At 70.7% G+C, this 23,383-nt stretch carries 21 protein-coding genes; 11 read left to right on the top strand and 10 right to left on the bottom strand.

Annotation, left to right across the window (positions count from 1 at the left end; genetic code table 11):
- The first annotated feature begins 239 nt into the window (after positions 1-239).
- The 6 genes from ACH4TV_RS28030 (at position 240) to ACH4TV_RS28055 (ending at position 5,976) form a co-directional block, all read left to right on the top strand.
- On the top strand, positions 240-1,745 hold the full coding sequence (locus ACH4TV_RS28030) for a potassium/proton antiporter (RefSeq protein WP_398403010.1): 1,506 nt from the start codon (positions 240-242) through the stop codon (positions 1,743-1,745).
- Between the two features lie 227 nt (positions 1,746-1,972).
- The gene (locus tag ACH4TV_RS28035) at positions 1,973-3,271 is read left to right on the top strand and encodes an MFS transporter (RefSeq protein ID WP_398402786.1); all 1,299 of its coding nucleotides are present in this window, start codon (positions 1,973-1,975) and stop codon (positions 3,269-3,271) included.
- A gap of 68 nt (positions 3,272-3,339) precedes the next feature.
- Positions 3,340-3,699 (top strand): FmdB family zinc ribbon protein, encoded by a 360-nt coding sequence (locus ACH4TV_RS28040; protein WP_398402788.1) that lies wholly within the window; start codon positions 3,340-3,342, stop codon positions 3,697-3,699.
- Positions 3,700-3,785: 86 nt separating this feature from the next.
- Complete coding sequence (locus tag ACH4TV_RS28045) at positions 3,786-4,646, top strand: S-methyl-5'-thioadenosine phosphorylase (RefSeq protein WP_398402790.1); 861 nt, start codon at positions 3,786-3,788, stop codon at positions 4,644-4,646.
- A gap of 154 nt (positions 4,647-4,800) precedes the next feature.
- Entirely contained in the window at positions 4,801-5,370 is a 570-nt protein-coding gene (locus ACH4TV_RS28050) for an RcpC/CpaB family pilus assembly protein (RefSeq protein WP_398402792.1), read from the top strand.
- A gap of 138 nt (positions 5,371-5,508) precedes the next feature.
- Positions 5,509-5,976 (top strand): MscL family protein, encoded by a 468-nt coding sequence (locus tag ACH4TV_RS28055; protein ID WP_398402794.1) that lies wholly within the window; start codon positions 5,509-5,511, stop codon positions 5,974-5,976.
- A gap of 127 nt (positions 5,977-6,103) precedes the next feature.
- Here the strand turns inward: ACH4TV_RS28055 and ACH4TV_RS28060 are convergent, their stop codons facing one another.
- Positions 6,104-6,289, bottom strand: coding sequence for a hypothetical protein (locus ACH4TV_RS28060; protein ID WP_398402796.1), 186 nt, complete (start codon positions 6,287-6,289; stop codon positions 6,104-6,106).
- Positions 6,290-6,468: 179 nt separating this feature from the next.
- Between ACH4TV_RS28060 and ACH4TV_RS28065 the strand changes: the two genes are divergently transcribed.
- From ACH4TV_RS28065 to ACH4TV_RS28075, 3 genes are all read left to right on the top strand, one after another.
- Positions 6,469-7,500, top strand: coding sequence for a P1 family peptidase (locus ACH4TV_RS28065; RefSeq protein WP_398402798.1), 1,032 nt, complete (start codon positions 6,469-6,471; stop codon positions 7,498-7,500).
- A gap of 277 nt (positions 7,501-7,777) precedes the next feature.
- On the top strand, positions 7,778-8,962 hold the full coding sequence (locus tag ACH4TV_RS28070; protein ID WP_398403012.1) for an Ig-like domain-containing protein: 1,185 nt from the start codon (positions 7,778-7,780) through the stop codon (positions 8,960-8,962).
- Between the two features lie 181 nt (positions 8,963-9,143).
- Positions 9,144-9,890, top strand: coding sequence for a DUF6227 family protein (locus ACH4TV_RS28075; RefSeq protein ID WP_398402800.1), 747 nt, complete (start codon positions 9,144-9,146; stop codon positions 9,888-9,890).
- A 93-nt stretch (positions 9,891-9,983) separates the two neighbouring features.
- On the opposite strand, the gene ACH4TV_RS28080 is transcribed toward ACH4TV_RS28075, so the two are convergent.
- The 4 genes from ACH4TV_RS28080 to ACH4TV_RS28095 all read right to left on the bottom strand — a co-directional run bounded on the left by ACH4TV_RS28080 (position 9,984) and on the right by ACH4TV_RS28095 (position 15,674).
- Complete coding sequence (locus ACH4TV_RS28080; protein WP_398402802.1) at positions 9,984-12,047, bottom strand: fructose-specific PTS transporter subunit EIIC; 2,064 nt, start codon at positions 12,045-12,047, stop codon at positions 9,984-9,986.
- Positions 12,048-12,231: 184 nt separating this feature from the next.
- Positions 12,232-13,179, bottom strand: a complete 948-nt coding sequence (gene pfkB, locus ACH4TV_RS28085; RefSeq protein WP_398402804.1) for a 1-phosphofructokinase — start codon at positions 13,177-13,179, stop codon at positions 12,232-12,234.
- Positions 13,176-13,937 carry a DeoR/GlpR family DNA-binding transcription regulator gene (locus ACH4TV_RS28090; RefSeq protein WP_398402806.1) on the bottom strand — a complete coding sequence of 254 codons (762 nt, stop codon included), beginning with the start codon at positions 13,935-13,937 and terminating at the stop codon, positions 13,176-13,178. Before ACH4TV_RS28090 ends, pfkB begins: the two co-directional genes overlap by 4 nt.
- 240 nt (positions 13,938-14,177) lie before the next feature.
- Entirely contained in the window at positions 14,178-15,674 is a 1,497-nt protein-coding gene (locus tag ACH4TV_RS28095; RefSeq protein WP_398402808.1) for an MFS transporter, read from the bottom strand.
- 62 nt (positions 15,675-15,736) lie between these two features.
- On the opposite strand from ACH4TV_RS28095, the gene ACH4TV_RS28100 reads away from it, so the two are divergent.
- Positions 15,737-16,705 carry a helix-turn-helix transcriptional regulator gene (locus ACH4TV_RS28100; RefSeq protein WP_398402810.1) on the top strand — a complete coding sequence of 323 codons (969 nt, stop codon included), beginning with the start codon at positions 15,737-15,739 and terminating at the stop codon, positions 16,703-16,705.
- Positions 16,706-16,774: 69 nt separating this feature from the next.
- Here ACH4TV_RS28100 and ACH4TV_RS28105 read toward each other — a convergent pair whose 3' ends face one another.
- The 3 genes from ACH4TV_RS28105 to ACH4TV_RS28115 form a co-directional block, all read right to left on the bottom strand.
- Positions 16,775-17,455, bottom strand: coding sequence for a TetR/AcrR family transcriptional regulator (locus ACH4TV_RS28105; RefSeq protein WP_398402812.1), 681 nt, complete (start codon positions 17,453-17,455; stop codon positions 16,775-16,777).
- Positions 17,456-18,052: 597 nt separating this feature from the next.
- Positions 18,053-19,054 carry an RNA polymerase sigma factor RpoD/SigA gene (locus ACH4TV_RS28110; RefSeq protein ID WP_398402814.1) on the bottom strand — a complete coding sequence of 334 codons (1,002 nt, stop codon included), beginning with the start codon at positions 19,052-19,054 and terminating at the stop codon, positions 18,053-18,055.
- A 421-nt stretch (positions 19,055-19,475) separates the two neighbouring features.
- Positions 19,476-20,267: a dioxygenase gene (locus tag ACH4TV_RS28115; RefSeq protein ID WP_398402816.1), complete on the bottom strand. Its 792-nt coding sequence runs from the start codon at positions 20,265-20,267 to the stop codon at positions 19,476-19,478.
- Between the two features lie 133 nt (positions 20,268-20,400).
- Here ACH4TV_RS28115 and ACH4TV_RS28120 point away from each other — a divergent pair, with 133 nt between their 5' ends.
- A complete protein-coding gene (locus ACH4TV_RS28120; protein WP_398402818.1) occupies positions 20,401-20,910 on the top strand; it encodes a MarR family winged helix-turn-helix transcriptional regulator in 510 nt (169 codons plus the stop codon).
- 102 nt (positions 20,911-21,012) lie between these two features.
- On the opposite strand, the gene ACH4TV_RS28125 is transcribed toward ACH4TV_RS28120, so the two are convergent.
- Entirely contained in the window at positions 21,013-22,545 is a 1,533-nt protein-coding gene (locus tag ACH4TV_RS28125; protein WP_398402820.1) for an MFS transporter, read from the bottom strand.
- A 165-nt stretch (positions 22,546-22,710) separates the two neighbouring features.
- Positions 22,711-23,355: a TetR/AcrR family transcriptional regulator gene (locus ACH4TV_RS28130; protein ID WP_398402822.1), complete on the bottom strand. Its 645-nt coding sequence runs from the start codon at positions 23,353-23,355 to the stop codon at positions 22,711-22,713.
- Positions 23,356-23,383: the final 28 nt, after the last annotated feature.

Genomic DNA, 23,383 nt, shown 5'->3' on the forward strand with positions numbered 1-23,383 from the left:
GCGAGCGGCAGGCGGTACTGGAGTGCTGGAGCAACCATAGGCGCAGGGCCCGACGCGACTTGACGCGGAGTCGGGTACGAGAACGGACGGGCGTTCGATCATGCATACGGAAGCGTCAAGAAATCGTCAAGAGTTAGGTAAGGTAACGAAGTACTTGGGTGCGCGGTGACCTCACTTCGTGTCCGATGTAAGCGTGAGCCCGCGCGCGTGCCGCGCCGGGTCAGGGAAGGGAACGGCCGCTGACTGTCCACCACCTCAACCAGCTCCTGCTCGTCTGCTCGCTCGTCCTCCTCATCGCTGTCGCAGCGGTCCGGATCTCCTCGCGCAGCGGGCTCCCCAGCCTGCTCGTCTACCTGGGGATCGGCGTCGCCATGGGCCAGGACGGCATCGGCGACATCCACTTCGACAACGCCGAACTGACCCAGGTCATCGGATACGCGGCCCTCGTCGTGATCCTGGCCGAGGGCGGACTCGGCACGAAATGGAAGGAGATCAAGCCCGTCCTCCCGGCCGCGTCCGTGCTGGCGCTGGCGGGGGTCGCGGTGAGCGTCGGGATCACGGCGACGGCCGCGCACTACCTGGTCGGGCTGGAATGGCGGCAGGCGCTCATCATCGGGGCGGTGGTGTCCTCGACGGACGCGGCGGCGGTGTTCTCCGTACTGCGGAAAATCCCCCTCCCCGCGCGCGTGACGGGCACCCTGGAGGCGGAGTCGGGCTTCAACGACGCCCCGGTCGTCATCCTGGTCGTCTCGCTGTCCACGGCGGGCCCGGTGGAGCACTGGTACAAACTGCTGGGCGTCATCGTCCTGGAGCTGGCCATCGGCGCGGCCATCGGCATCGCGGTCGGCTGGCTCGGCTCCTGGGGCCTGCGGCACGTGGCCCTGCCCGCGTCCGGCCTCTACCCCATCGCCGTGATGGCGATCGCGGTCACCGCGTACGCCGCCGGCGCGCTCGCCCACGGCAGCGGCTTCCTCGCCGTCTACCTGGCCTCCATGGTGCTCGGCAACGCGAAACTGCCGCACTGGCCGGCCACCCGCGGCTTCGCCGACGGACTCGGCTGGATCGCCCAGATCGGCATGTTCGTCCTGCTCGGACTCCAGGTGACCCCGCACGAGATGGGCGACGACATCTGGCCCGCGCTCGTCATCGGGCTGGTCCTGACCATGGTGGCGCGCCCTCTGAGCGTGGTCGTCAGCCTGACGCCGTTCCGGGTGCCGTGGCAGGAGCAGACCCTGATGTCCTGGGCCGGGCTGCGCGGCGCCGTGCCCATCATCCTGGCGACGATCCCCATGGTGAGCGGCATCGAGGACAGCCGTCGCATCTTCAACATCGTCTTCGTCCTGGTCGTCGTCTACACCCTCGTCCAGGGCCCGACACTCCCCTGGCTGGCCCGCACCCTGCGCCTCGGCAAGAGCGCGGAGGCAGCCGACCTGGGCATCGAGTCGGCGCCCCTGGAGCGGCTGCGCGGGCATCTGCTGTCCGTCGCGATACCCGACGGCTCGAAGATGCACGGCGTCGAGGTGGGCGAACTGAGGCTGCCACCGGGCGCCGCCGTCACCCTCGTCGTACGCGACGAAAAATCGTTCGTCCCGCTGCCCACGACGGTTCTGCGCCGCGGCGACGAACTCCTCGTGGTGACGACGGACCCGGTCCGCGACGCGACGGAACGACGGCTGCGGGCCGTGGGACAGGGCGGCAAGCTGGCGCAGTGGCTGGGGACGGGCGGAAACGGAGCAGAGGCGTGACCTATCTCGCCTCTTCCTTTCACAGGTACATACACCCGTTTGCCCTGTACAGTGAAGGCGCACCTGATCGAACCACCTCTGTCTGAAGCAGAGCTGGCGCGACCGTATGGCGGCCGGAACATCCTCATCGTGGGCGTCGGCATCTACCGCAGTCCGCGCAAGAGGACAGCTCTCGGCGCCGCCCCACGCGAAGGGGCCGTGCTACCAGCCAGCAGAAAGGCACGGCCGTGGCATCCACGGTCACCTCGAAGTCCCTCCGCCCCGGCTACGGACAACTGCTCCGCACCCCCGGCGCCTGGACGTTCCTGCTCCCCGGTTTCGCCGCGCGACAGCCGTTCGCGATGCTCACCATCTCCATCGTGCTGCTCGTCCAGCACACCACCGGCTCGTACGGGACCGCGGGCGCCGTCGCCGCCGTCACCGGCGTCTCCATGGCCCTGTGCGCGCCCTACGGGGGCCGCCTCGCCGACCGCTACGGACAACGCGCCGTCCTGGTCCCCGGCGTCGTCGTGCACACCCTGGCCGGCCTCACCCTGACGACGCTGGCGCTCACCGGCGCCCCCCTGTGGACCCTGTTCGCCGCCGCCACCCTGGCCGGCGCCTCCACGCCCCAGGTCGGCCCCATGGTCCGCGCCCGCTGGGCGGCGAAGCTCCAGGACTCGCCCCTGATGCCGACGGCGGCGGCCTTCGAGTCCGTCACGGACGAGCTGACCTTCGTCTTCGGCCCTCTGTTCGCGACCGCCCTGTGCACGGCCGTGGACCCGGCGGCCGGCCTGGTCACCGAGGCCGCCCTGACCCTCCTCGGCGGCCTCCTGTTCGCCGCACAGCGAAGCACCCAGCCCCCGGCCGCCACGGACAGCCCCCTCAGCGGGCCGCACGCACGCGTGCAGCGCGTTTCGGCACTGAGCATCCCCGGGGTACGCGTACTGATCGTCGCCTTCCTGGGCATCGGAGCCGTCTTCGGCGGTATGCAGGTCTCCCTCGCCGCGTTCAGCGAGTCCATCGGCAACCCCGGCCTCAACGGCGTTCTGTACGGGGTCTTCGCCGCCGGCAACATGCTCTCCGGCCTGGTCTGCGGAGCCGTCGCCTGGCGCATGGCCCCGCAGCGGCGCCTGGTCGCCGGGTACGCGGCCCTCGCGGTCACCGCCTCCGGCCTGTGGAGCGCCGACTCCGTCCTGACCCTCGCCGGACTCGGCCTCCTGGTCGGCATGTGCATCGCGCCCGCGCTGATCACCGGCTACACCCTCGTCGACAGTCTGGTCCCGGCCGGCGCCCGCACCGAGGCCTTCACCTGGCTCACCGGCGCGGTCGCCCTCGGCCAGGCGGTGGCCGTCACCGCCGCCGGACAACTGGAGGACCACCTGTGGGCCGGCGCCGGATTCCTGGTCCCCATGGGCGGCACACTGCTGGCCCTGGCGACCCTGGTGACCCTGCGTTCACGGCTCGCACCGCGGGCGACGATCGGCCCGGCGAGCCGGACCGTGGCACGTGGCGTCGGTCACCGCGTACCGGTGACAGTGGACTGATCCCCGGGAATACGTCAGTATTGACCGTCGTTAGCACTCATCGAGTGAGAGTGCCAGGAGGAAGACAAGTGCCGACCTACCAGTACCAGTGCACAGAGTGCGCTGAGGGCCTCGAAGCGGTGCAGAAGTTCACCGACGACGCCCTGACCGAGTGCCCCAACTGCGGTGGCCGCCTGAAGAAGGTGTTCTCCGCGGTCGGCATCGTCTTCAAGGGCTCCGGCTTCTACCGCAACGACAGCCGCGGCTCCTCGTCGAGCAGCGCGCCGGCGGCGAAGCCGTCGACCACCTCGGCCTCGACGTCGTCCTCCTCGGACTCGTCGTCGAGTTCGTCGGGATCGTCGGGTTCTTCGAACACGTCGTCCTCAACGTCGTCGTCCAGCTCCTCGTCGGGCTCCAGCAGCTCGTCGAGCACCAGCTCGGCCGCGTAAGCACCGCCTTTTCCCGGCCCACGGGACCCTGTCGTCGTACGGCGACGGGGTCTTCGGCGTTTTTCCCGCGCGGCTAATCTGCGGGCATGGTGAATCAGGTGAATCCCGTGAGCGCCGCAGGTGCCGAGATCGGCGTGATCGGCGGCTCCGGCTTCTACTCCTTCCTCGACGACGTGACCGAGATACAGGTGGACACGCCGTACGGCTCCCCCAGCGACTCCCTGTTCCTCGGCGAGGTCGCCGGCCGCCGGGTCGCCTTCCTGCCCCGGCACGGACGCGGCCACCATCTTCCGCCGCACCGCATCAACTACCGCGCCAACCTGTGGGCGTTGCGCTCCGTCGGCGTGCGTCAGGTGCTCGCCCCGTGCGCGGTGGGCGGTCTGCGGCCCGAGCACGGCCCGGGCACGCTGCTCGTGCCGGACCAGCTGGTCGACCGTACGAAGTCCCGGGCGGGGACGTACTTCGACGGCCTCCCGCTGCCCGGCGGCGACGTCCCCAACGTGGTGCACGTGTCCCTCGCCGACCCCTACTGCCCGGCCGGCCGCAAGGTGGCCCTGGAGGCGGCGCGCGGGCGCGACTGGGAGCCGGTGGACGGCGGCACGCTGGTCGTGATCGAGGGGCCGCGGTTCTCGACCCGCGCGGAATCGTTGTGGCACCAGGCGCAGGGCTGGTCGGTGGTGGGCATGACGGGCCACCCCGAGGCGGCGCTCGCCCGTGAACTGGAGCTCTGTTACACGTCGTTGGCCCTGGTCACCGACCTCGACGCGGGCGCCGAGACCGGCGAGGGCGTCTCGCACGAGGAGGTGCTCCAGGTGTTCGCGGCGAACGTCGACCGGATGCGGGGCGTCCTCTTCGACGCGGTGGCTGCACTCCCGGCGGACGGAACACGGGACTGCCTGTGCACGAAGGCGCTGGGCGGGATGGACCCGGGGTTCGAACTGCCCTGACGAAGGGCCGGGTACGGGTTCAGGGGGCGGAACTTCCCGTTCGGGTGAGCGAGTTGTCCACAACCGGTGAGTAACACACAGGCCTCAGCACGGTTCGCCGCGAGGCCTCATCGTGGGAGCGCAAGCAGATCCCTCGTCACAGGTGGTGATCCTCGTGTCTCCCGTACGCCCCGTTTCTCCCGTACGTCGTCCCGTGCAGTCCGTTCCTCTCGTCCCCGCGCCCTGCGAGGTGCCGCACTTCGCCCCCGTGCGGGTGCGCGGCGGGCGGTATCGACTGCGGCGGCTGGTACGGCACCGGAGGCGGGCGCTGGCCGTCGGGCTCGCCGTCACGGCGGCGGCGATGGTGGCGGCGGGCCCACATGAGGCGACGGGTCCGCCGCCCGATGCCGGACGGGTCCGTGGTCACCCCGTGGCGGATCCCGTACGGGAGCGGCGCGCCGTCGAGATGGTGACGGCGCCGGTACGGATCGCCGACGCGGCCACGGTCCGGCTGCTGCGGCCCGGTGACCGGGTCGACGTCATCGCGGCCGAGGAGTCGCCGACGGGCACCGACGCCCGGGTGGTCGCGCGCAGGGCACGGGTGACCCAGGTGCCCCAGGCCCCGACGCCCCAGGACAGCGTGGCCGAGGGCGGGGCGCTGGTCGTGCTCTCGGTACCGCGCGACACGGCGTCCCGGCTGGCCGGCGCGAGCACGACGGCGCGGTTGGCGGTGACGGTGTGGTGAGCCGCGGCGTGATCACCTCGAAGCGGGATGCGTCAAGTCCCTCGTTGGAGCTTGCCAATTGGACACGGCCGCTACGCGTTGACGTAGGTTGCGGAACTGTTTGTTCCACGACTTGTGCGCACGAGGAGAGGCCCCGCGGTGAGCGAGAAGAAGAAACCGAGCGTCTGGGACGGCTTCAAAACCTTCCTGACACGCGGCAACGTCGTCGACCTGGCGGTCGCGGTAGTCATCGGTACCGCGTTCACCAACATCGTCAACTCGGTGGTGAAGGGCGTCATCAACCCCATGGTGGGGGCGTTCGGGACCAAGAACCTCGACAACTACAGCTCCTGCATCAAGGACCCCTGCACCGGCACCGGCGACACCGCGACCGGCGTCAAGATCATGTGGGGCTCGGTTCTGGGCTCCACGCTCACCTTCGTGATCACCGCGGCCGTCGTCTACTTCCTGATGGTCCTGCCGATGTCGAAGTACCTGGCCAAGGTTGCGGCCCGCCAGAAGGCGAAGGAAGGCACCCAGGAGATCGTCGAGTTGAGCGAACTGGAGGTCCTCAAGGAGATCCGCGACGCCCTGGTGGCACAGCGAGGCTCCGGGCACAACGAGTAACAAGGGCTGCGCTCGGCCTCGTCCAGAGGCGGCTCGGTCCGGTTCGGGGGCGGTCGGGCCCGGTCCAGGAACAGTCGGGCCCGGTCCAGAGGTGGTGGGGCGGCGGTCAGCAGTGGTGGGGCGCTGCTCAGCAGTGGTGGGGCGGCTTCTCGTCGAGGAAGCGCTTCAGGTCGGCCGCGCTGTCGCCGCTGCCGTCGCCGGGGCGCTCGCCCCAGCCTCGGTCCGTGTCGTCCGACGACTGCTGGTCCAGCGGGTCGTCGAAGATCAGCGCGGGCTTCGGGGCGCGCGGTTCGGGGGCGGCGGGGCTGCTCATGGCTCCAGGGTACGTCCCGCCTGCCTGGCCGTACCTCCCGCTTGCCCGGCGCCGCGCGGGCCGCGGGGCGCTCGCCGGACCACGATCATGCTCCGGCGCCGCCGTTCAGCCTGCGAGACACGGAAGCACGCAGGCAGCCGAAGAAGCGGGACAGCGGGCGCTGGACGAGACTGAGGGCCATGACAGTTGACGCTCTGACAGATGTCGCCGGCCTGCGGGTGGGGCACGCGACGCGTAACAGCGACGGGTGGCTCACCGGTACGACGGTCGTGCTCGCACCGGAGGGTGGGGCTGTGGCCGCCGTGGACGTGCGGGGTGGTGGACCCGGCACCAAGGAGACCGACGCCCTGGATCCGCGCAACGTTGTGCGGAAGGTCGAGGCGGTGGTGCTGACGGGCGGCAGCGCGTACGGGCTGGACTCGGCGTCGGGGGTCATGGCCTGGCTGGAGGAGCGGGGACGCGGGGTGCGGGTCGGGCCCGACCCGGGGCACGTCGTGCCGGTGGTGCCCGCCGCCTGCGTCTTCGACCTGGGCCGGGGTGGCGACTTCCGGGCCCGGCCGGACGCGGCCACCGGACGGGCCGCGGTCGAGGCAGCCGCCGCGAGCGAATTGGGCGCCCCTGTGGCGGAGGGGTGCGTGGGCGCCGGTACGGGGGCGGTGGTCGGGCACCTCAAGGGCGGTGTCGGCACCGCGAGCACCGTGCTCGACTCGGGGATCACGGTGGCGGCGCTGGTGGTGGCCAACGCGGCAGGTTTCACGGTGGATCCGGAAACGGGCGTGCTGTACGGGGACTTGTTCGAGGGGCGGCGCGTCGGGTATCCGGCGGCCGGTGTGCACGAGGCGGCGCGGCGGCGGCTGGCCGAGGTCGCCGCACAGACCCCGCTCCCCCCGTTGAACACGACGCTCGCGGTGGTCGCGACCGACGCGGCGCTGACGAAGGCGCAGGCCCAGAAGGTGGCAGGCACGGCACACGACGGCATCGCACGTGCCGTACGGCCGGTGCATCTGCTCACCGACGGGGACACGGTGTTCACGTTGGCGACGGGGACGCGTCCACTGTCCGAGGACAACCCGCTCGCGCTGAACGAGATCCTCGCGGCGGGCGCCGACCTGGTGACACGGGCGATCGTCCGGGCGGTACGGGCGGCGGAGTCGGTGGCGGGAGCGGGCGGGGCGTGGCCGTCGTACGGGGAGTTGTATGGGGGGCGGTAGGGGGCGGAGGGCGGTAGGGGGCGGAGGGCGGGGCGGGGGGCGGGGCGGGGGGATTCCCCCAAGGGACGGCGATTGTCGCGGTTCTGTCACGTGATGGGTGTGAGTGCGGTCGTCGGGAACCCGGGCCGACGGTGTTTCCCTCTTTCTTCACGCAAGGGGAGCAGATCGTCCGAACAACCCGAACAGCCCGGATACGCCCGACCACACACACCTGGAGCAGCCCGTGACAACGCCGGAGACAACAACTCGGCGCGCGCTGGGGGCCTGTGCCGTCCTGATGGTCGGCGCTCTGACCCTCACCGCGTGCGGTGGCGGCAGCGGAGGCGACGACAGCAAGGGGGGCGAGGGCGGTGACGGCAAGGGCAGTAGCGGTTCCGTCGCGACGTCGGCCGCTCGGATCGCCATCTCCGCGAAGGACGGGTCGACGGGTGCGTCGATCAACACGACCGGTGTGAAGGTCAGCGGTGGCACGCTGACCGACGTGAAGATGACCGTCGCGGGGTCGGGGGCGGCCGTGGCGGGGGCGATAGCCGCGGACGGGCGGAGCTGGCAGCCCGCGGAGCAGTTGGAGCGTGGGACGCGGTACCGAATATCGGCGGCCGCGAAGGACGCGGACGGGCGGGCCGGTGCCGCCGATTCGACGTTCACGACGGTCTCCAAGGCGAACAGTTTCATCGGGACGTACACGCCGGACAACGGGACGACGGTCGGGGTCGGGATGCCGGTGTCGTTCACGTTCGACAAGGCCATCAGCGACCAGGCGGCCGTGCGCTCGCACATCACGGTGACGTCGAGCAGCGGGCAGGAGGTGGTGGGGCATTGGTTCGGGGCGCAGCGGCTCGACTTCCGGCCCGAGGAGTACTGGAAGGCCGGTTCCAAGGTCACGATGAAGATCGACCTGGACGGGGTCGAGGGCGCCAACGGCGTGGTCGGGGTACAGAAGAAGACCGTGAGTTTCACGATCGGGCGCTCGCAGGTGTCCACGGTCGACGTCGACACGCAGACCATGACGGTCGTACGGGACGGGAAGACCCTCAAGAGCGTGCCGATCTCGGCCGGCAGCCCGGAGTTCACCACGTACAACGGGCAGATGGTGATCTCCGAGAAGCTGAGGGAGACGCGGATGGACAGCCGTACGGTCGATCTGGCCAACGCGTACGACATCAAGGACGTCCCGAACGCGATGCGGTTGACCACGTCGGGGACCTTCATCCACGGCAACTACTGGTACAAGAAGGGCAATCCGCCGTTCGGGCGGACGGGCACCAGTCATGGGTGCGTGGGGCTGCGGGACGTGCAGGGGGCGCAGGGGGACACGCCCGCCAAGTGGTTCTTCGACAACTCGATGGTCGGGGATGTCGTCGTCGTCAAGAACTCCCCCGACAAGCAGGTCGCGCCGGACAACGGTCTCAATGGCTGGAATCTGCCGTGGAGCGAGTGGACGGCGGGGAGCACGGCCTGAAGTGCCGTCTGAACAGGGCGTGTTGACGGTTCGTCGGCGGTGTCGCCGGGTCGTGCGGGAACTTTTCGCGCGGCCCGTGCGTCCTTCAGGCATATGTTTTCTCGGTTCCCGGACATGATGTCCGACCGAGGGGCTACGGTATGCACCCACAAGGTGACATGCAGCAACGCCGGGAGAAGCCTTGAGCGTTCCGTACGAGACGGCAGCGTACGAACCACCCGAGTCGCCCGAGTCTCCGGAGGAGCATCTCGCGCGGCTCCTCGGCCGTGCGCTGAACTCCTTCGAACTGCCCGACGAGACGATACGGCGGCTCGACTGCGCGCTGGCGCACGACAGTTCACTGCACTCCGCGCACCACAGTGCGGGGCTGCACCGCGAGACGTACCGACATACGTGGCTGCTCGCCGACGGTGCGGCGCTCACCCTCTGGGAGCTGGTGCACAACACGGCGCCGGGGGCGGGTCCGCAGCACGAGGTGTATGTCGACGAGGAGGAGCTGCGTGCCGCCACGGCCCGGCTGCCGCTGCCGCCTGACGCCCCGGACTTCGAGCTGCCGGTGACGGTGCAGCTCACGCCGGTCCTCACACCGGGCCATGTGTACATTCCCGACGACTCCGCGGACCACGCGCGCCGGCTGTTACGCCGCGCGGAGAACCCGGACCCGCCGGGGGCGGAGATCGCCGACCTGCTGCGGACCGCGTTCGCGCACCAGATCACCCAGGCTTTCGGGCGCCCGTGCCGGGCGGGCCGCGCCGGTATCGGTTTCTCGCTCTATGAGCACGCCTTCCTGCTGTCCGGCGGCAAGGAGGTCTCCCTCTGGGAGGTCGAGCACACGGCCACGCCCGACGGACGGCACATGTGCGAGGTGTATCCGACGGAGGACCGGGCGCGGGACGCGATGGAGCGCCGGGCCGCGCGGACGTCGTAACCGTTCCTGGAGACTGAGCAGTGCGAAACGCCACGGTCCCGGACGGGGAACACCCTGTCCGGGACCGTGGCGTCTCGCGTGCTCGCTCCGCGCTTACGCGGCGACCGGCTCCTTCTTCGCCGTCGCCGTCGCGGCCGCACCCTCGGGTGATTCGGGCGCCGTGGCACCCGGGCCCGTCTTGCGCATGCCCTTGAGGACGACGACCAGGGCCGTCGTGACGCAGGTGCCCGCGGCGATGGCGAGCAGGTAGAGGAACGGGCTGCCGATCAGCGGGACCACGAAGATGCCGCCGTGCGGGGCGCGGAGGGTGGCGCCGAAGGCCATCGACAGTGCGCCGGTGACCGCGCCGCCCGCCATGGAGGCCGGGATGACGCGCAGCGGGTCCGCCGCCGCGAACGGGATCGCACCCTCGGAGATGAACGAGGCGCCCAGCACCCAGGCGGCCTTGCCGTTCTCCTGCTCGGCCGGGGTGAAGAGCTTCTTGCGGACGACGGTGGCCAGCGCCATGCCCAGCGGCGGGACCATGCCTGCGGCCATCACGGCGGCCATGACCTTCATCGCGGCGTCGCTCGGGTCCTGGACGGCGATTCCGGCGGTGGCGAAGGCGTACGCGACCTTGTTGACGGGGCCGCCGAGGTCGAAGCACATCATCAGGCCGAGCAGGATGCCGAGGAGGACGGCGTTGGTGCCGGAGAGGCCGGAGAGCCAGTCCGTCATGCCCTTCTGGGCCTCGGCGATGGGCTTGCCGACGACGACGAACATCAGGAAGCCGACGATGAGCGAGGAGATCAGCGGGATCACCACGACGGGCATGATGCCGCGCAGCACCGGCGGGATCTTGATCTTCTGGATGGAGAGGACGATTCCGCCCGCCAGCAGACCGGCGACCAGGCCGCCGAGGAAGCCGGCCGCGATGTTCGAGGCGATCATGCCGCCGACGAAGCCGGGGACGAGGCCGGGGCGGTCGGCCATGCCGTAGGCGATGTAGCCGGCGAGGACCGGGATGAGGAACCCGAAGGCCACGCCGCCGATCTGGAACAGCAGTGCGCCCCAGCTGTCGACCTGGGTCCAGGAGAAGTGCTCCATGACCGAGGGCGCCTTGTTGATCTCCCAGCCGCCGATCGCGAAGCCGAGGGCGAGCAGCAGACCGCCCGCGGCGACGAACGGGACCATGTAACTCACGCCGGTCATCAGCCACTTGCGCAGCTTGGTGCCGTAGTTGTCGCCGGATTCGCCGGCCCGCTCGACGGGCGTGCCGCCGCCCTTGGCGCTCGCGGTGACCTCGCCGCGCTCGGCCTTGCCGCGTACGTCGGCGATCAGCTGGGCGGGCTTGTTGATGCCGGCCTTCACGCCGACGTCGACGGTCGGCTTCCCGGCGAAGCGTTCCTTCTCCCGTACGGGAACGTCGTGGGCGAAGATCACGCCGTCCGCGTCGGCGATGGCCGCGGGGTCGAGCCGGGTGAACCCGGCGGAGCCCTGCGTTTCGACGACGATCTCGACGCCCGCCTCGCGGCCCGCGTTCTCCAGGGACTCGGCGGCCATGTAGGTGTGCGCGATACCGGTCGGACAGGAGGTGACGGCGACGATACGGAACGGGCGCGCGCCCTCGTCGGCACCATCACTATCGTCACCGTCGTCGGTACCCGCGGCGACTTCGGCGGAGGCCGCCGCCGAAGCCGCCGCGGAGTCTGCGGTGGTGCCCTCTGTGGCCGGGGCCTCGTCGCCGCGGATCAGCGCGGCCGCTGCCTCCGCGTCGTCCACCGATCGCAGTGCCGTCGTGAACTCGTCGTTCATCAGCTGGCGGGCCAGCGACGACAGGATCGTCAGATGGGCGTCGTCGGCGCCGGCGGGGGCCGCGATCAGGAAGATCAGGTCGGCGGGACCGTCCGCCGCGCCGAAGTCGATCCCGGCGGCGCTGCGCCCGAAGGCGAGCGTCGGCTCGGTCACGTGTTCGCTTCGGCAGTGCGGGATGCCGATGCCGCCGTCGAGGCCGGTCGGCATCTGCGCCTCTCGGGCGGCCACGTCGGCGAGGAAGCCGTCGAGGTCGGTCACCCTCCCCTTCGCCACCATGCGTTCGGCGAGGGCGCGGGCCGCCGCATCCTTGGTCTGGGCGGACAGGTCGAGGTCGACCAGATCCGCGGTGATCATCTCGCTCATCGCGGGCTCCTTCGCACGCGTATTGCCCGTGGCGTGGGGTGGGCGGGGCTGGGGACGGGGGTGGTGCAGTGGGGTTTCAGGGGGAGGGGGGTGGCTGCGGCGGGGCCGGGGGAACCCCGCCGCGTCAGGGCCGGTTCAGGGGGACGGACGCACCGGGTGGTGGGCGCCGTCGTCAACGTCGTCGTCATGACACGGGCTCCCTCAGTACGCGGTCCACGGGTATCTCGCTCGTCACCGTCACGGCGGACGGGTCGAGGTCGGCGGGGGTCGGCATCACGCTGCCGGGGAGCTGGACGGCGGCGGCGCCGTGCGCGACGGCGGAGGCGAGGGCCTCGGGGCCGCTGCCGCCGGCGATCAGGAAGCCGGCGAGCGAGGAGTCACCGGCGCCGACGTTGCTGCGTACGGTGTCGACGCGCGCGCTGGCGAACCAGGTGCCGGAGCCGTTGACGAGGAGTTGTCCGTCGGCGCCGAGGCTGGCCAGGACGGCGCCCGCGCCGAGTTCGCGCAGTTCCTCGGCGGCCTTCACGGCGTCGCCGATGGTGGCGAGGGGACGGCCCACCGCCTCGGCCAGCTCCTCGGCGTTGGGCTTGACGACGTCGGGGCGTTCGCGCAGGGCGGCCAGCAGGGCGGGTCCGGAGGTGTCGAGGGCGATGCGGGCGCCCGCCGCGTGCGTACGGGCGACGAGGTCGGCGTACCAGGAGGGGGCGAGGCCGCGCGGCAGGCTGCCGCAGCAGGCGATCCAGTCGGCGTCGGCCGACTGCCGGCGCACGGTCTCCAGGAGCAACTCCTGTTCCGCAGGCGACAGTTCGGGGCCCGGTGCGTTGATCTTCGTCAGGACGCCGTCGGATTCGGCGAGGGCGATGTTGGACCGGGTCGGCCCGGCGATCGGCACCGGCGCGACCTCGATGCCCTGGGCGTCGAGCAGGTCGGCGACGAGCGCTCCGGGCGCGCCGCCCAGCGGCAGCACGGCCACGGTCCGGCGCCCGGCGGCGGCCACCGCCCGTGAGACGTTGACGCCCTTGCCGCCCGGGTCCATGCGTTCGCCGGTGGCCCGGATGACCTCACCGCGGTCGAGCGACGGGACCTCGTACGTACGGTCGAGGGACGGGTTGGGAGTGACGGTGAGGATCATGCGCGCACTACCTCCGTGCCGCCGGCCTCGATGGCGGTGGCGTCCTCGGGGTCCAGCCCGCTGTCGGTGATCAGCAGGTCGACGTCGCCCAGGTCCCCGAAGCGGGCGAAGTGCTCCTCGCCATGCTTCGTCGAGTCGGCGAGCAGCACCACTCGGCGGGCGGCGTCCACGGCGGCCCGCTTCACGGCGGCCTCGGCGAGGTCGGGCGTGGTCAGCCCGTGCTCGGCGGAGAACCCGTTGGCGGCCACGAACAGGACGTCGGCGCGGATCTCGCCGTACGCCCGCAGCGCCCAGCCGTCCACGGCGGCGCGCGTACGGTGCCGGACGCGGCCTCCGACGAGGTGGAGCTGGATGCCGGGGTGGTCGGCGAGGCGGGCCGCGATCGGAAGGCTGTGCGTGACGACGGTGAGCGTCGCCTCCAGCGGGATGGCGGCGGCGAGGCGCGCGACGGTCGAGCCGGCGTCGAGGATGAGGGTGCCCTGGGTGGGCAGTTCGGCGAGGGCCGCCTTGGCGATGCGGTCCTTCTCGTCGGCGTAGGTCGACTCGCGCTCGGTGAGGTCCGGCTCGAAGTCGAGGCGACCGGCCGGTATGGCCCCGCCGTGCACACGCCGCAGCAGGCCCGCGCGGTCCAGAGCCTTCAGGTCCCGGCGGATGGTCTCCGCGGTGACCTGGAACTGCTCGGCGAGGGACAGCACGTCCACCCGCCCGCCGGCACGGGCGAGCCGCAGGATCTCCTGCTGCCGCTCCGGTGCGTACATGTCTGTCGCCTCCGACCAGTTGCCCAGTTGCCCACTCGTGCCCGAACTTGTGGATTCGTTCGGAGGCTACGCCCGGATTTCCGGAAAGTAAACAGGTTCGGGCATGGAGTGGACACAAACGGGCTTCCGTACCCAAACGGCGGGCCCGTCGCCCCGGATTCCTCCGGGGCGACGGGCCCTTGGCAGCCACCTGCTCGTCTGCCACCTACTCCAACGGCCTCGCTGCTCCACCGTCCTCGCTCAGCCGACGAGGACCTTCTCCCGCTCGTCCGCCGACTCCGCGTCGGGCTCCTCGGCCACGACAGGCCGGGCCGGCAGCGCGAACATCACCAGGAAGATCACGCCCATCAGCCCGGCCACCCACCCCAGCGCGTTCTGGAAGGCGTCCACGAAAGACGGCCCCACCTGACTGGGCGCCAGCCGGTCCCCCATCACCCCGAAGAACACCACCGACACCAGCCCGAGTCCGAGCGCGTAGCCCATCTGCTGCACGGTGTTGATCAGCCCGGACGCCGACCCGGCGTGCTCCTTCGGCACCTCCGACAGCACCACGTCCGTCAGCGGGGCGACGATCAGGCCCATGCCGGCGCCCATGACCACCAGCGGGAGCGCCATCTGCCAGGAGGCGATGGCCAGGCCGTACCGGCCGGACTCCCAGATGTAGAGCAGCACGCCGAGGCCCATCACCAGCGCGCCGGCCTGGAGCACCTTGCGGCCGAAGCGGGGGACCAGTTTCTGGACGGACATCCCGGCCGCCACCGACACCGCGATCGAGAACGGCACGCCGGTCAGTCCGGCCCGCAGCACGCTCCAGCCGAGCCCGTACTGCATGTACAGCGTCCAGACCAGGAAGAAGATGCCCAGGCCGACCCCGAAGACGGTCTGCACGGCGATCCCTGCGGCGAAGCTCTTCACCTTGAACAGCGACAGCTCGACCAGCGGGGAGCCGTCGATCCGGATCTTCCGCTTCTCGTACGCCACCAGCGCGCCGAACACACCGAGCGCGCCCGCCATCGACAGGTACCCCCACAGCGGCCAGCCCAGCTCGCGGCCGCGCGTCAGCGGGTAGAGCAGCATCAGCAGGCCCAAGGTCACCAGGGCGACGCCGACCATGTCCAGCTTCAGTGCCCGCGGGGCCTTCGACTCGGTGATGAAGCGGTGGCCGAGGATCAGTCCCGCGATGCCGACCGGCAGGTTGATCAGGAAGATGGGCCGCCAGCCGAGGCCGAACAGGTCCCACTCCGTCAGCAGTGCGCCCAGCAGCGGACCGGTCACCGCGCCCAGGCCCACGATCGCGCCGAAGAGCCCGAACACCTTGCCGCGCTCGTGCGCCGGGAAGGTCGCGTGGACGATCGACAGGACCTGCGGGACCATCAGCGCCGCCATCGCGCCCTGGAGGATGCGGGAGGCGACCAGCATCTCCGGGTTCGCGGCGAAGCCGCACAGGGCGGAGGCGAGGGTGAATCCGCCGATGCCGACGAGGAACAGCCGCTTGCGGCCGTGGATGTCACCGAGCCGCCCGCCGGTGACGAGGCCGGCGGCGAAGGCGAGCGCGTATCCGGCAGTGATCCACTGGATCTGGCTGAAGGAGGCGCCGGCCTCACGCTGGATCGACGGGATCGCGACATTGACGATCGTGACGTCGACGAGGTCCATGAAGGCCGCGGTCATCACGATGGCGAGGGCGAACCAGCGCCGCCGGTCAGGCACAACCGTGGGTGTTTCGGTGGAGGTCATGTCGTCAAGCTAGGACCCTATTAGGTCAGATCATGTCCTAGTGGTCGGGCATCCTCGTACCCATGACGACAGACACCCCGGCGCGGCTCCTTCAGCTCCTCTCCCTCCTCCAGACGCCCCGCGAGTGGCCCGGCGGCGAGCTCGCCGACCGGCTCCGGGTGTCCCGGCGTACCGTGCGGCGGGACATCGACCGGCTGCGCGAACTCGGCTATCCCGTGCAGGCGACCAAGGGTTCCGACGGCGGGTACCGGCTGGTCGCGGGCAAGGCGATGCCTCCGCTGGTGCTCGACGACGAGGAGGCGGTGGCGATCGCGGTCGGTCTGCGGGCGGGCGCCGGGCACGCGGTCGAGGGGCTGGACGAGGCCTCCGTACGGGCGCTGGCCAAGCTGGAGCAGGTACTGCCGTCCCGGCTGCGCCGGCGCGTGTCCACCCTCCAGGCCGCGACCACCCCGCTGACCAGCGGCGACGGCGCGGTCATCGCCCCGGAGACGTTGACGGTGATGGCCTCGGCGGTGGCCGGGCAGGAGCGGCTGCGGTTCGCCTACCGCGCCAAGGACGGGACACCCACGAAGCGGCTGACCGAGCCCTACCGGCTCGTGTCGACCGGCCGCCGCTGGTATCTCGTCGCCTACGACCTCGACCGCGCCGACTGGCGCACCTTCCGCGTCGACCGGGTCAGCGACCCCCTCGCGACGGGCGCCCGCTTCACCCCGCGCGAGCTGCCGGAGGGCGACGCGGCGGAGTATCTGCGCCGGTCGATCCACGGACGGCAGGAGGCGTACGAGTTCGAGGCGACGTTCGCCGCCCCGGCCGCGTATGTCGCCGACCGCCTCCCGGCCTGGCTCGGCACCCCCGAACCCCTCGACGAGGACAGCTGCCGCATCCGCGCCTCCGTCGACGACCCGGTGGACTGGATGGCGATGCGGCTCGCGACGCTCGACTGCGAGTTCACGGTCCGGCAACCGGCCGAACTGGTCGAGCGGGTACGGGAGTTGGGGGCCCGTCTGACCCGGGCGACGGCATTGGACTGAGGACTGAAGACTGAGGACGGAGATACGGGCAGCGGCTGCTCCCCCGGCACCGCGTCACATCACGTCACGTCACGTCCCCGCACCGCCCCAGGGAAAGTCCCGCAGCATCCCCAGGTTGCGCACCGCCAGCGCGGCCGGGCCTGTCGGGCCGTCGGCCGGGGTGTCCCCGGCCGACCAGGTCTCGAAGGCGACGCGTACGGCGGCGTTGGCGACGGCGGCCGTGAAGCGCGCCTCGGGTGAGCCGGCCGGGCCGCCCCGGGAGGCCAGCGCCTCCGCGAGCGTGTGTTCCGCCTCGCGGCACCGTTCCGTCCACACCCGCAGCAGGCCCGGGCTCTCCTGGGCCAGCCGGAGCAGGGTGCGGGCCCAGTCCAGGGCGCCCGGGGACACTCCGGCGCCTGGCGTCAGCACATGCCGTACCGCGTGTTCCAGCGCCTGCGGTACGGACAGTACGGCCGGGGCCTCGCGCACCGCCTGGGCCCAGAGTTCCGTCCCCGCGCCGAACAGGGGGCCGACGGCTTCTTCTTTGGTCGCGAAGTAGCGGTAGAACGTGCGCGGCGCGACCCCGGCGGCCTGGGCGATGTCCTCGGCGCGGGTGGCCCGCAGCCCGTGGGTCACGAAGAGCCGCGCCGCCACCCGGGCGATCTCCGTCCGGGTGGCCGATTTTCGCCGTTCCGTGAGCGAACCCGAGAAGCCGGCGGGAGGGGAGGAAGCGGAGGAGTCGGCGGAACCGGGGTAAGTGGGGTGCGACACGCACGCCAGGTTATGCCGCTGTGGCACAATCTGCCATTCGGCGGGCCACCCCGGGGTTCAGGTACGGGGTGCCCCGCCTTCAGCACTTCCAGGCGCGAAACCGCGACGGCCGCAGACGCCGGACGGAGACGGCAGACGCGGGACGGCGGCCGCAGATGCCGGACGGAGACGGCAGACGCCGGACAGCGGCCGCAGATGCCGGACGGAGACGGCAGACGGCAGACGGCAGACGGCAGACGGCAGACGGCAGACGGCAGACGAGAGCCTGCACATGAGAGCCGGGCCCCGGCACCTGGGGGGGGTAGGTGCCGAAGCCCGGCTCGGGAGAGCCCCGACGCTGGGGGGGGTTGCGTCGGAACTCGGCTCAGGGGGTCCGAGGCGTTGCCGCCCGGATCCAGAAGTCCTGGGCCCTGAGTTCTTGTGCCCAGGACTTCGTGGTTTGAAGCAGCGTCGCACCGCTGTCTTTGCGCGGCCCTCCGCCACCCCGCGCACGCGGCCTCCAACAGTCGTACGCCGCCCGGCGTGCGGAGCACCCGAACGCGCCCCCCTGCACCGGATCCGGTACGCCCGTCATCGGCCGCGACCGCTTGTGCGGGACTATGCCGCCGCGTCGAAGCCGGTGTCCCTGGCCAGCTTCTTCAGCTCCAGCAGCGCGTGCTTCTCGATCTGCCGGATCCGCTCGCGGGTCAGCCCGTGCTCCTTGCCGACCTCCGTCAGCGTGCGCTCCCGGCCGTCCACGATGCCGTACCGCATCTTGATGATGGACGCCGTGCGCTGGTCGAGGCGGCCGATCAGGTCGTCCAGTTCCTCGCTGCGCAGGAGGGTCAGGACCGACTGTTCCGGCGACACCGCCGAGGTGTCCTCCAGGAGGTCGCCGAACTGCGTCTCACCCTCGTCGTCCACCGGCATGTTCAGCGAGACCGGGTCGCGGGCCCAGTCCAGGACATCGATCACGCGTGCCGGTGTCGTGTCGAGCTCGGCGGCGATCTCCAGCGGCTCCGGGTCGCGCCCGTTCTTGCGGTTGAACTCGCGCTGCACGCGCCGGATCCGGCCCAGCTCCTCGACCAGGTGGACGGGGAGGCGGATCGTGCGCGACTGGTCGGCTATGGAGCGGGTGATGGCCTGACGGATCCACCAGGTGGCGTACGTCGAGAACTTGAAGCCCTTGCGGTAGTCGAACTTCTCGACCGCGCGCACCAGGCCGGCGTTGCCCTCCTGGATGAGGTCGAGGAGGGGCAGTCCGCTACGGGGGTAGCGGCGCGCCACGGCGACGACCAGCCGGAGGTTGGAGCGGATGAAGATGTCCTTGGCCCGCTCGGCCTCGGCGACCAGCACCTCCAGCTCCGCGACGGTGGCGTCCGCCTTGGCCTCTGCCTCGCCGTCGAGGATCTGGCGCGCGAACACACCGGCCTCGATGGTCTGCGACAGCTCGACCTCCTTCGCGGCGTCGAGCAGCGGGGTTCGCGCTATCTCGTCCAGGTACATGCCGACCAGGTCGCGGTCGGCGATCTCGCCGGTGTGGGCGCGAACACTGCGTGCGCCGCCGGCGGTCCCGCCGGTGGCGGACGACGTACGACGGGCGACGGCACGGGTTGCCATGCTTGCTCCCTTGCGATGGAGGGTCAGCGGGTGGTCCGGGTGGTCCTCGTTATCCCTGTTGATTCATGAACGCTCAGCACACTCCTCGCGTGCCCGGCATCCGATGGAAACAACGACTGGAATCAGGACAGAATTCCCAACCGACTCCCCTATTTTTCTGATCTTGCAGTACCCTGTGCCGCCGCAGGGGAGGCGTGATGTTGTCGGATCGTACAGAGGTGCAGGTCAGCCAGGGGGTCGGGAGTGACCTCGACGCTTTCCGCAACCGCCCTCTCCCCTGAAGACGGTCGGCACCGGCCGATGGTTGCCACAGCACGCCGAACACGACGAAGCGTCCGTGCGGCTGCACGAACGCTTCGGGTTCCCGTGCCTCTGAGGCCCACCGGCGCCTGCCCCGAGGGGCCGACTTCGGTCCGGAGTGTCAGCCGAACTGCACCGACCGCTTGGCCATCCCCATCCAGAAGCCGTCGATGACCGACTTCTGGGAGTCCAGCTCGCCGGCCACGTCGGCCGCGCCCATCGTCACGAAGAGCGGCGCGAAGTGCTCGGTGCGGGGATGGGCGTACCGGCCCGCGGGAGCCTTGTTGAGGAAGTCGAGCAGGCCGTCCACGTCCCGTGACTCCAGCGCCCGGCGGCCCCAGTCGTCGAACTCGCTCGACCAGGTCGGCACTCCGGAGCCCGCATGCCGCAGGGCGGCCAGGTTGTGGGTGAAGAAGCCGGAGCCGACGATCAGGACGCCCTCGTCCCGCAGGGGCGCGAGCTTGCGTCCGATGTCCATCAGCTTCACCGGGTCGAGGGTAGGCATGGAGATCTGGAGGACAGGGACGTCCGCCTCGGGGAACATCTCCACCAGAGGGACGTAGGCGCCGTGGTCGAGACCGCGGTCCGGGACGTCCTGGACGGGCATGCCGGGGGCCCGCAGCAGCTTACGTACGGACTCGGCGAGTTCGGGGGCGCCAGGGGCGGCGTACTCGACCTGGTAGTAGTGCTCGGGAAAGCCCCAGAAGTCGTAGACGAGGGGGATCGTTTCGATGGCGGCGAGGGCGAGGGGGGCCTCTTCCCAGTGGGCGGAGACCATCAGGATCGCCTTGGGGCGCGGCAGGCCGGCCGACCAGGCGGCGAGTTCGCCGGGCCAGATCGGGTCGTCCGCCAGCGGAGGCGCGCCGTGGCTGAGGTAGAGCGCGGGCATGCGCTCCTGGATGGCGGCGGACATGACGACTGCTCCCTTCGGTTCTCCGAGACTGCTCCTCCTTCAAGTCTGCTCCTTGAAGTATCAAGCTTCTCGCATACTGAACATACATCGTTTTGGTTTAATATTCAAGAAGGGGGACCGTAGAGTGGAGTACATGAATACGGCATCTACACCCGCCGAGGAGCCCCGCTGGCTCACCGACGAGGAACAGCGCACCTGGCGCGCGTACGTGCACGCCGTCACCCTGCTCGAGGACCATCTCGACCGTCAGCTGCAGCGTGACGCCGGCATGCCGCACGTCTACTTCGGCCTGCTCGTCGGCCTCGCCGACGTTCCGGACCGGCGGCTGCGCATGACCGAGCTGGCCATGAAGGCGAAGATCACCCGGTCCCGGCTCTCGCACGCCATCGCCCGGCTGGAGAAGAACGGCTGGGTACGCCGCGAGGACTGCCCCTCGGACAAACGCGGCCAGTTCGCGGTCCTGACCGACCAGGGCGCGGAAGTGCTCCGGCGCACCGCGCCGGGCCATGTGGCCGCCGTACGCCAGGCGTTGTTCGACCGGATCAGCGACGAGCAGCGCAAGACCCTGCACGAGGTCATGGAGATCGTCGCCCAGGGGCTTCAGCCGAAGGACGCGGGCGCGGATCTGCCCTGGCTCCGCTGAGCGGAACCAGGGCAGATCCTGGAGTCGTACGTCACGAGGTGTCCCCACCCCGCGTGACGTACGGGGCGGCCCGAAGGGGTACGAGGGCGACGGTCGCCGGCGTCAGTGGGCGACCACCGGCACCTTGAACTCCTCGTCCGCACCTTCGCCGCTGACCGAACTCATGTCCGGGCGGCCGGCGTTGATGAAGGTGAAGGCGATGGCCGCGGCGGCGACCAGGATGCCGACGGCGAACCAGATGGCGCTGGTGTAACCCTCGACCATGGCCTCCAGCTGGACCAGCTGCTGCTGGGAGCGGGAGGTCGCGCTGCCGAGGTTGTCGGCGAGGTACGACGTGGTGGCCGAGGCGGCGATCGTGTTCAGCAGGGCCGTACCGATCGCGCCGCCCACCTGCTGCGAGGTGTTGACCATCGCGGAGGCGACACCGGAGTCACGCGGCTCGACGCCCAGCGTGGCCAGGGACATGGCCGGCATGAACGCCGTACCCATACCGAGGCCGAGCAGGAGCATGGCCGGCAGAAGCAGCGCCGTGTACGAGGAGCCGATCTCCATCTGGGTCAGCAGCAGCATGCCGAGCGCGGCGACCACGAAGCCGGGGCCCATCAGCAGGCGCGGGGCGACGCGAGTCATTAGGCGGGCGCCGATCTGCGTGGAGCCCGTGATCATGCCCACGATCATCGGCAGGAAGGCGAAGCCGGTCTTGACCGGCGAGTAGCCCTTCACGATCTGCAGGTAGTACGTCAGGAAGAGGAACAGGCCGAACATCGCGATGATCGCGAGGCCGAGCGAGAGGTAGACGCCGCCGCGGTTGCGCTCGGTGATGACGCGCAGGGGCAGCAGCGGGGCCTTGACCTTGGCCTCGACGAGCACGAAGGTCGCGAGGAGCACGACCGAGACGACGAACATGCCGATCGTCACGGAGTCGCTCCAGCCCTCGGACTCGGCCCGCGTGAAGCCGTAGACGAGGGAGACCAGACCGAGGGTGGACAGGACGACGCCCGGGATGTCGAGCGGCGAGCGGTTGCGGCTGCCGGACGGCTCACGGATGACGAAGTACGCACCGAGGGCGGCGACGATCGCGAACGGGATGTTCACGAAGAACGTCCAGCGCCAGTCCAGGTACTCGGTGAGGAAGCCGCCGAGGATGAGACCCACGGCACCGCCACCACCGGCGATCGCACCGTAGATGCCGAACGCCTTGGCGCGCTCCTTGGCGTCGGTGAACATCACCGCGAGCAGGGAGAGCGCGGCGGGCGCGAGCAGTGCGCCGAAGGCACCCTGGAGGGCGCGGGAGCCGAGGAGCATCGCCTCGTTGGTGGCGGCGCCACCCAGGGCGGAGGCGGCGGCGAAGCCGATCAGGCCGGTGACGAAGGTGTTCTTGCGGCCCCAGATGTCGGCGATCCGGCCGCCGAAGAGCAGCAGTCCGCCGAAGGCCAGGGCGTAGGCCGTGATGACCCACTGGCGGTTGCCGTCCGATATCCCCAGGTCCTGCTGGGCGGAGGGCAGGGCGATGTTCACGATGGTCGCGTCGAGCACGACCATCAGCTGGGCGATCGCTATGAAGGTGAGCGCTTTCCAGCGGTTGGCGTCGGGAGCCGGCGCCTTGGTGGCGGCAGCCTGGGCTGTTTCAGACATGGGGATACCCGCTTCGGGACTTCGTGACGGAAAAAGAGCGAGGAAAGGGACAGGTCGTCGACACTGACGGCCGGAAGTCTGGTGTGGTGCGTGGTGGTGCTGTGTGGTGCGCGGTGGCGTGCCGTGGTGTGAATGGTGACTCGGGTACGGCGCTGGGCTAATCGGTCAGGATCGGCGCAGGTCCTCCATCGTCGCGGGCGTGCCCGGCAGTTCGGAGGGGGCCGGGGCCCGCAGACCGTCCAGGAACAACTGCAGGTGGCGGTGGACGAAGCGGTCCATGCTCCCGCACGCCGTGCCTGCCGGCGGGCGGCTGAGCTGGGACACGACGATCAGCACGTCGCCCACACCCACGTCGGTGCGGAGCCGGCCGGTCACCTTGGCCCGGTCCATGATCTCCTCGGTGAGCTGTTCGACCCGCTCCCGCGCCGCCTCCAGGTCGGGGTGGCGCTGGTCGAACGTGCTGGCCATCATCGGGCAGAGCGCGCTGAGCCGTTCGTCGGCGGCGACATGCACGAAGCGCTCAAGCGCCGCGAAAGCGTCGCCGGTCTCGGCGAGCGCGAGTTCGGCCGCCTCGGCCGTCCGGTCCATGACCGAGCAGACGACCTCCCGCACGAGGGCCTCGCGGTCGGGGAAGTTGCGGTACACCGTGGCATTGCCGACGCCGGCCCGGCGGGCGATCTCGTCGATCGGCACCTCGGGGCCGAACTCGACGAACATCTCGCGGGCGGCGGTGACGATCCGCTCCCGGTTGCGCAGGGCGTCGGCGCGGGGCCGGGTCGCCTTCTTCTGCACAGGGATGGCGGTCTGCACGGTGTGCTCCTTCGGCGAGTCGATGAGC

Origin of the sequence: Streptomyces sp. NPDC020898, assembly GCF_044333925.1 — a bacterium.
Classification (GTDB): domain Bacteria; phylum Actinomycetota; class Actinomycetes; order Streptomycetales; family Streptomycetaceae; genus Streptomyces.

Bases quoted from the DNA above. Each gene is read 5' to 3' on its own strand.
- ACH4TV_RS28065 (WP_398402798.1), top strand. From the start codon at position 6,469: ATGACAGTTGACGCTCTGACAGATGTCGCCGGCCTGCGGGTGGGGCAC.
- ACH4TV_RS28095 (WP_398402808.1), bottom strand. From the start codon at position 15,674: ATGACCTCCACCGAAACACCCACGGTTGTGCCTGACCGGCGGCGCTGG.
- ACH4TV_RS28110 (WP_398402814.1), bottom strand. From the start codon at position 19,054: ATGGCAACCCGTGCCGTCGCCCGTCGTACGTCGTCCGCCACCGGCGGG.
- ACH4TV_RS28080 (WP_398402802.1), bottom strand. From the start codon at position 12,047: ATGAGCGAGATGATCACCGCGGATCTGGTCGACCTCGACCTGTCCGCC.
- ACH4TV_RS28120 (WP_398402818.1), top strand. From the start codon at position 20,401: ATGAATACGGCATCTACACCCGCCGAGGAGCCCCGCTGGCTCACCGAC.
- ACH4TV_RS28115 (WP_398402816.1), bottom strand. From the start codon at position 20,267: ATGTCCGCCGCCATCCAGGAGCGCATGCCCGCGCTCTACCTCAGCCAC.
- pfkB (WP_398402804.1), bottom strand. From the start codon at position 13,179: ATGATCCTCACCGTCACTCCCAACCCGTCCCTCGACCGTACGTACGAG.
- ACH4TV_RS28100 (WP_398402810.1), top strand. From the start codon at position 15,737: ATGACGACAGACACCCCGGCGCGGCTCCTTCAGCTCCTCTCCCTCCTC.
- ACH4TV_RS28060 (WP_398402796.1), bottom strand. From the start codon at position 6,289: ATGAGCAGCCCCGCCGCCCCCGAACCGCGCGCCCCGAAGCCCGCGCTG.
- ACH4TV_RS28090 (WP_398402806.1), bottom strand. From the start codon at position 13,937: ATGTACGCACCGGAGCGGCAGCAGGAGATCCTGCGGCTCGCCCGTGCC.
- ACH4TV_RS28125 (WP_398402820.1), bottom strand. From the start codon at position 22,545: ATGTCTGAAACAGCCCAGGCTGCCGCCACCAAGGCGCCGGCTCCCGAC.
- ACH4TV_RS28070 (WP_398403012.1), top strand. From the start codon at position 7,778: ATGGTCGGCGCTCTGACCCTCACCGCGTGCGGTGGCGGCAGCGGAGGC.
- ACH4TV_RS28045 (WP_398402790.1), top strand. From the start codon at position 3,786: ATGGTGAATCAGGTGAATCCCGTGAGCGCCGCAGGTGCCGAGATCGGC.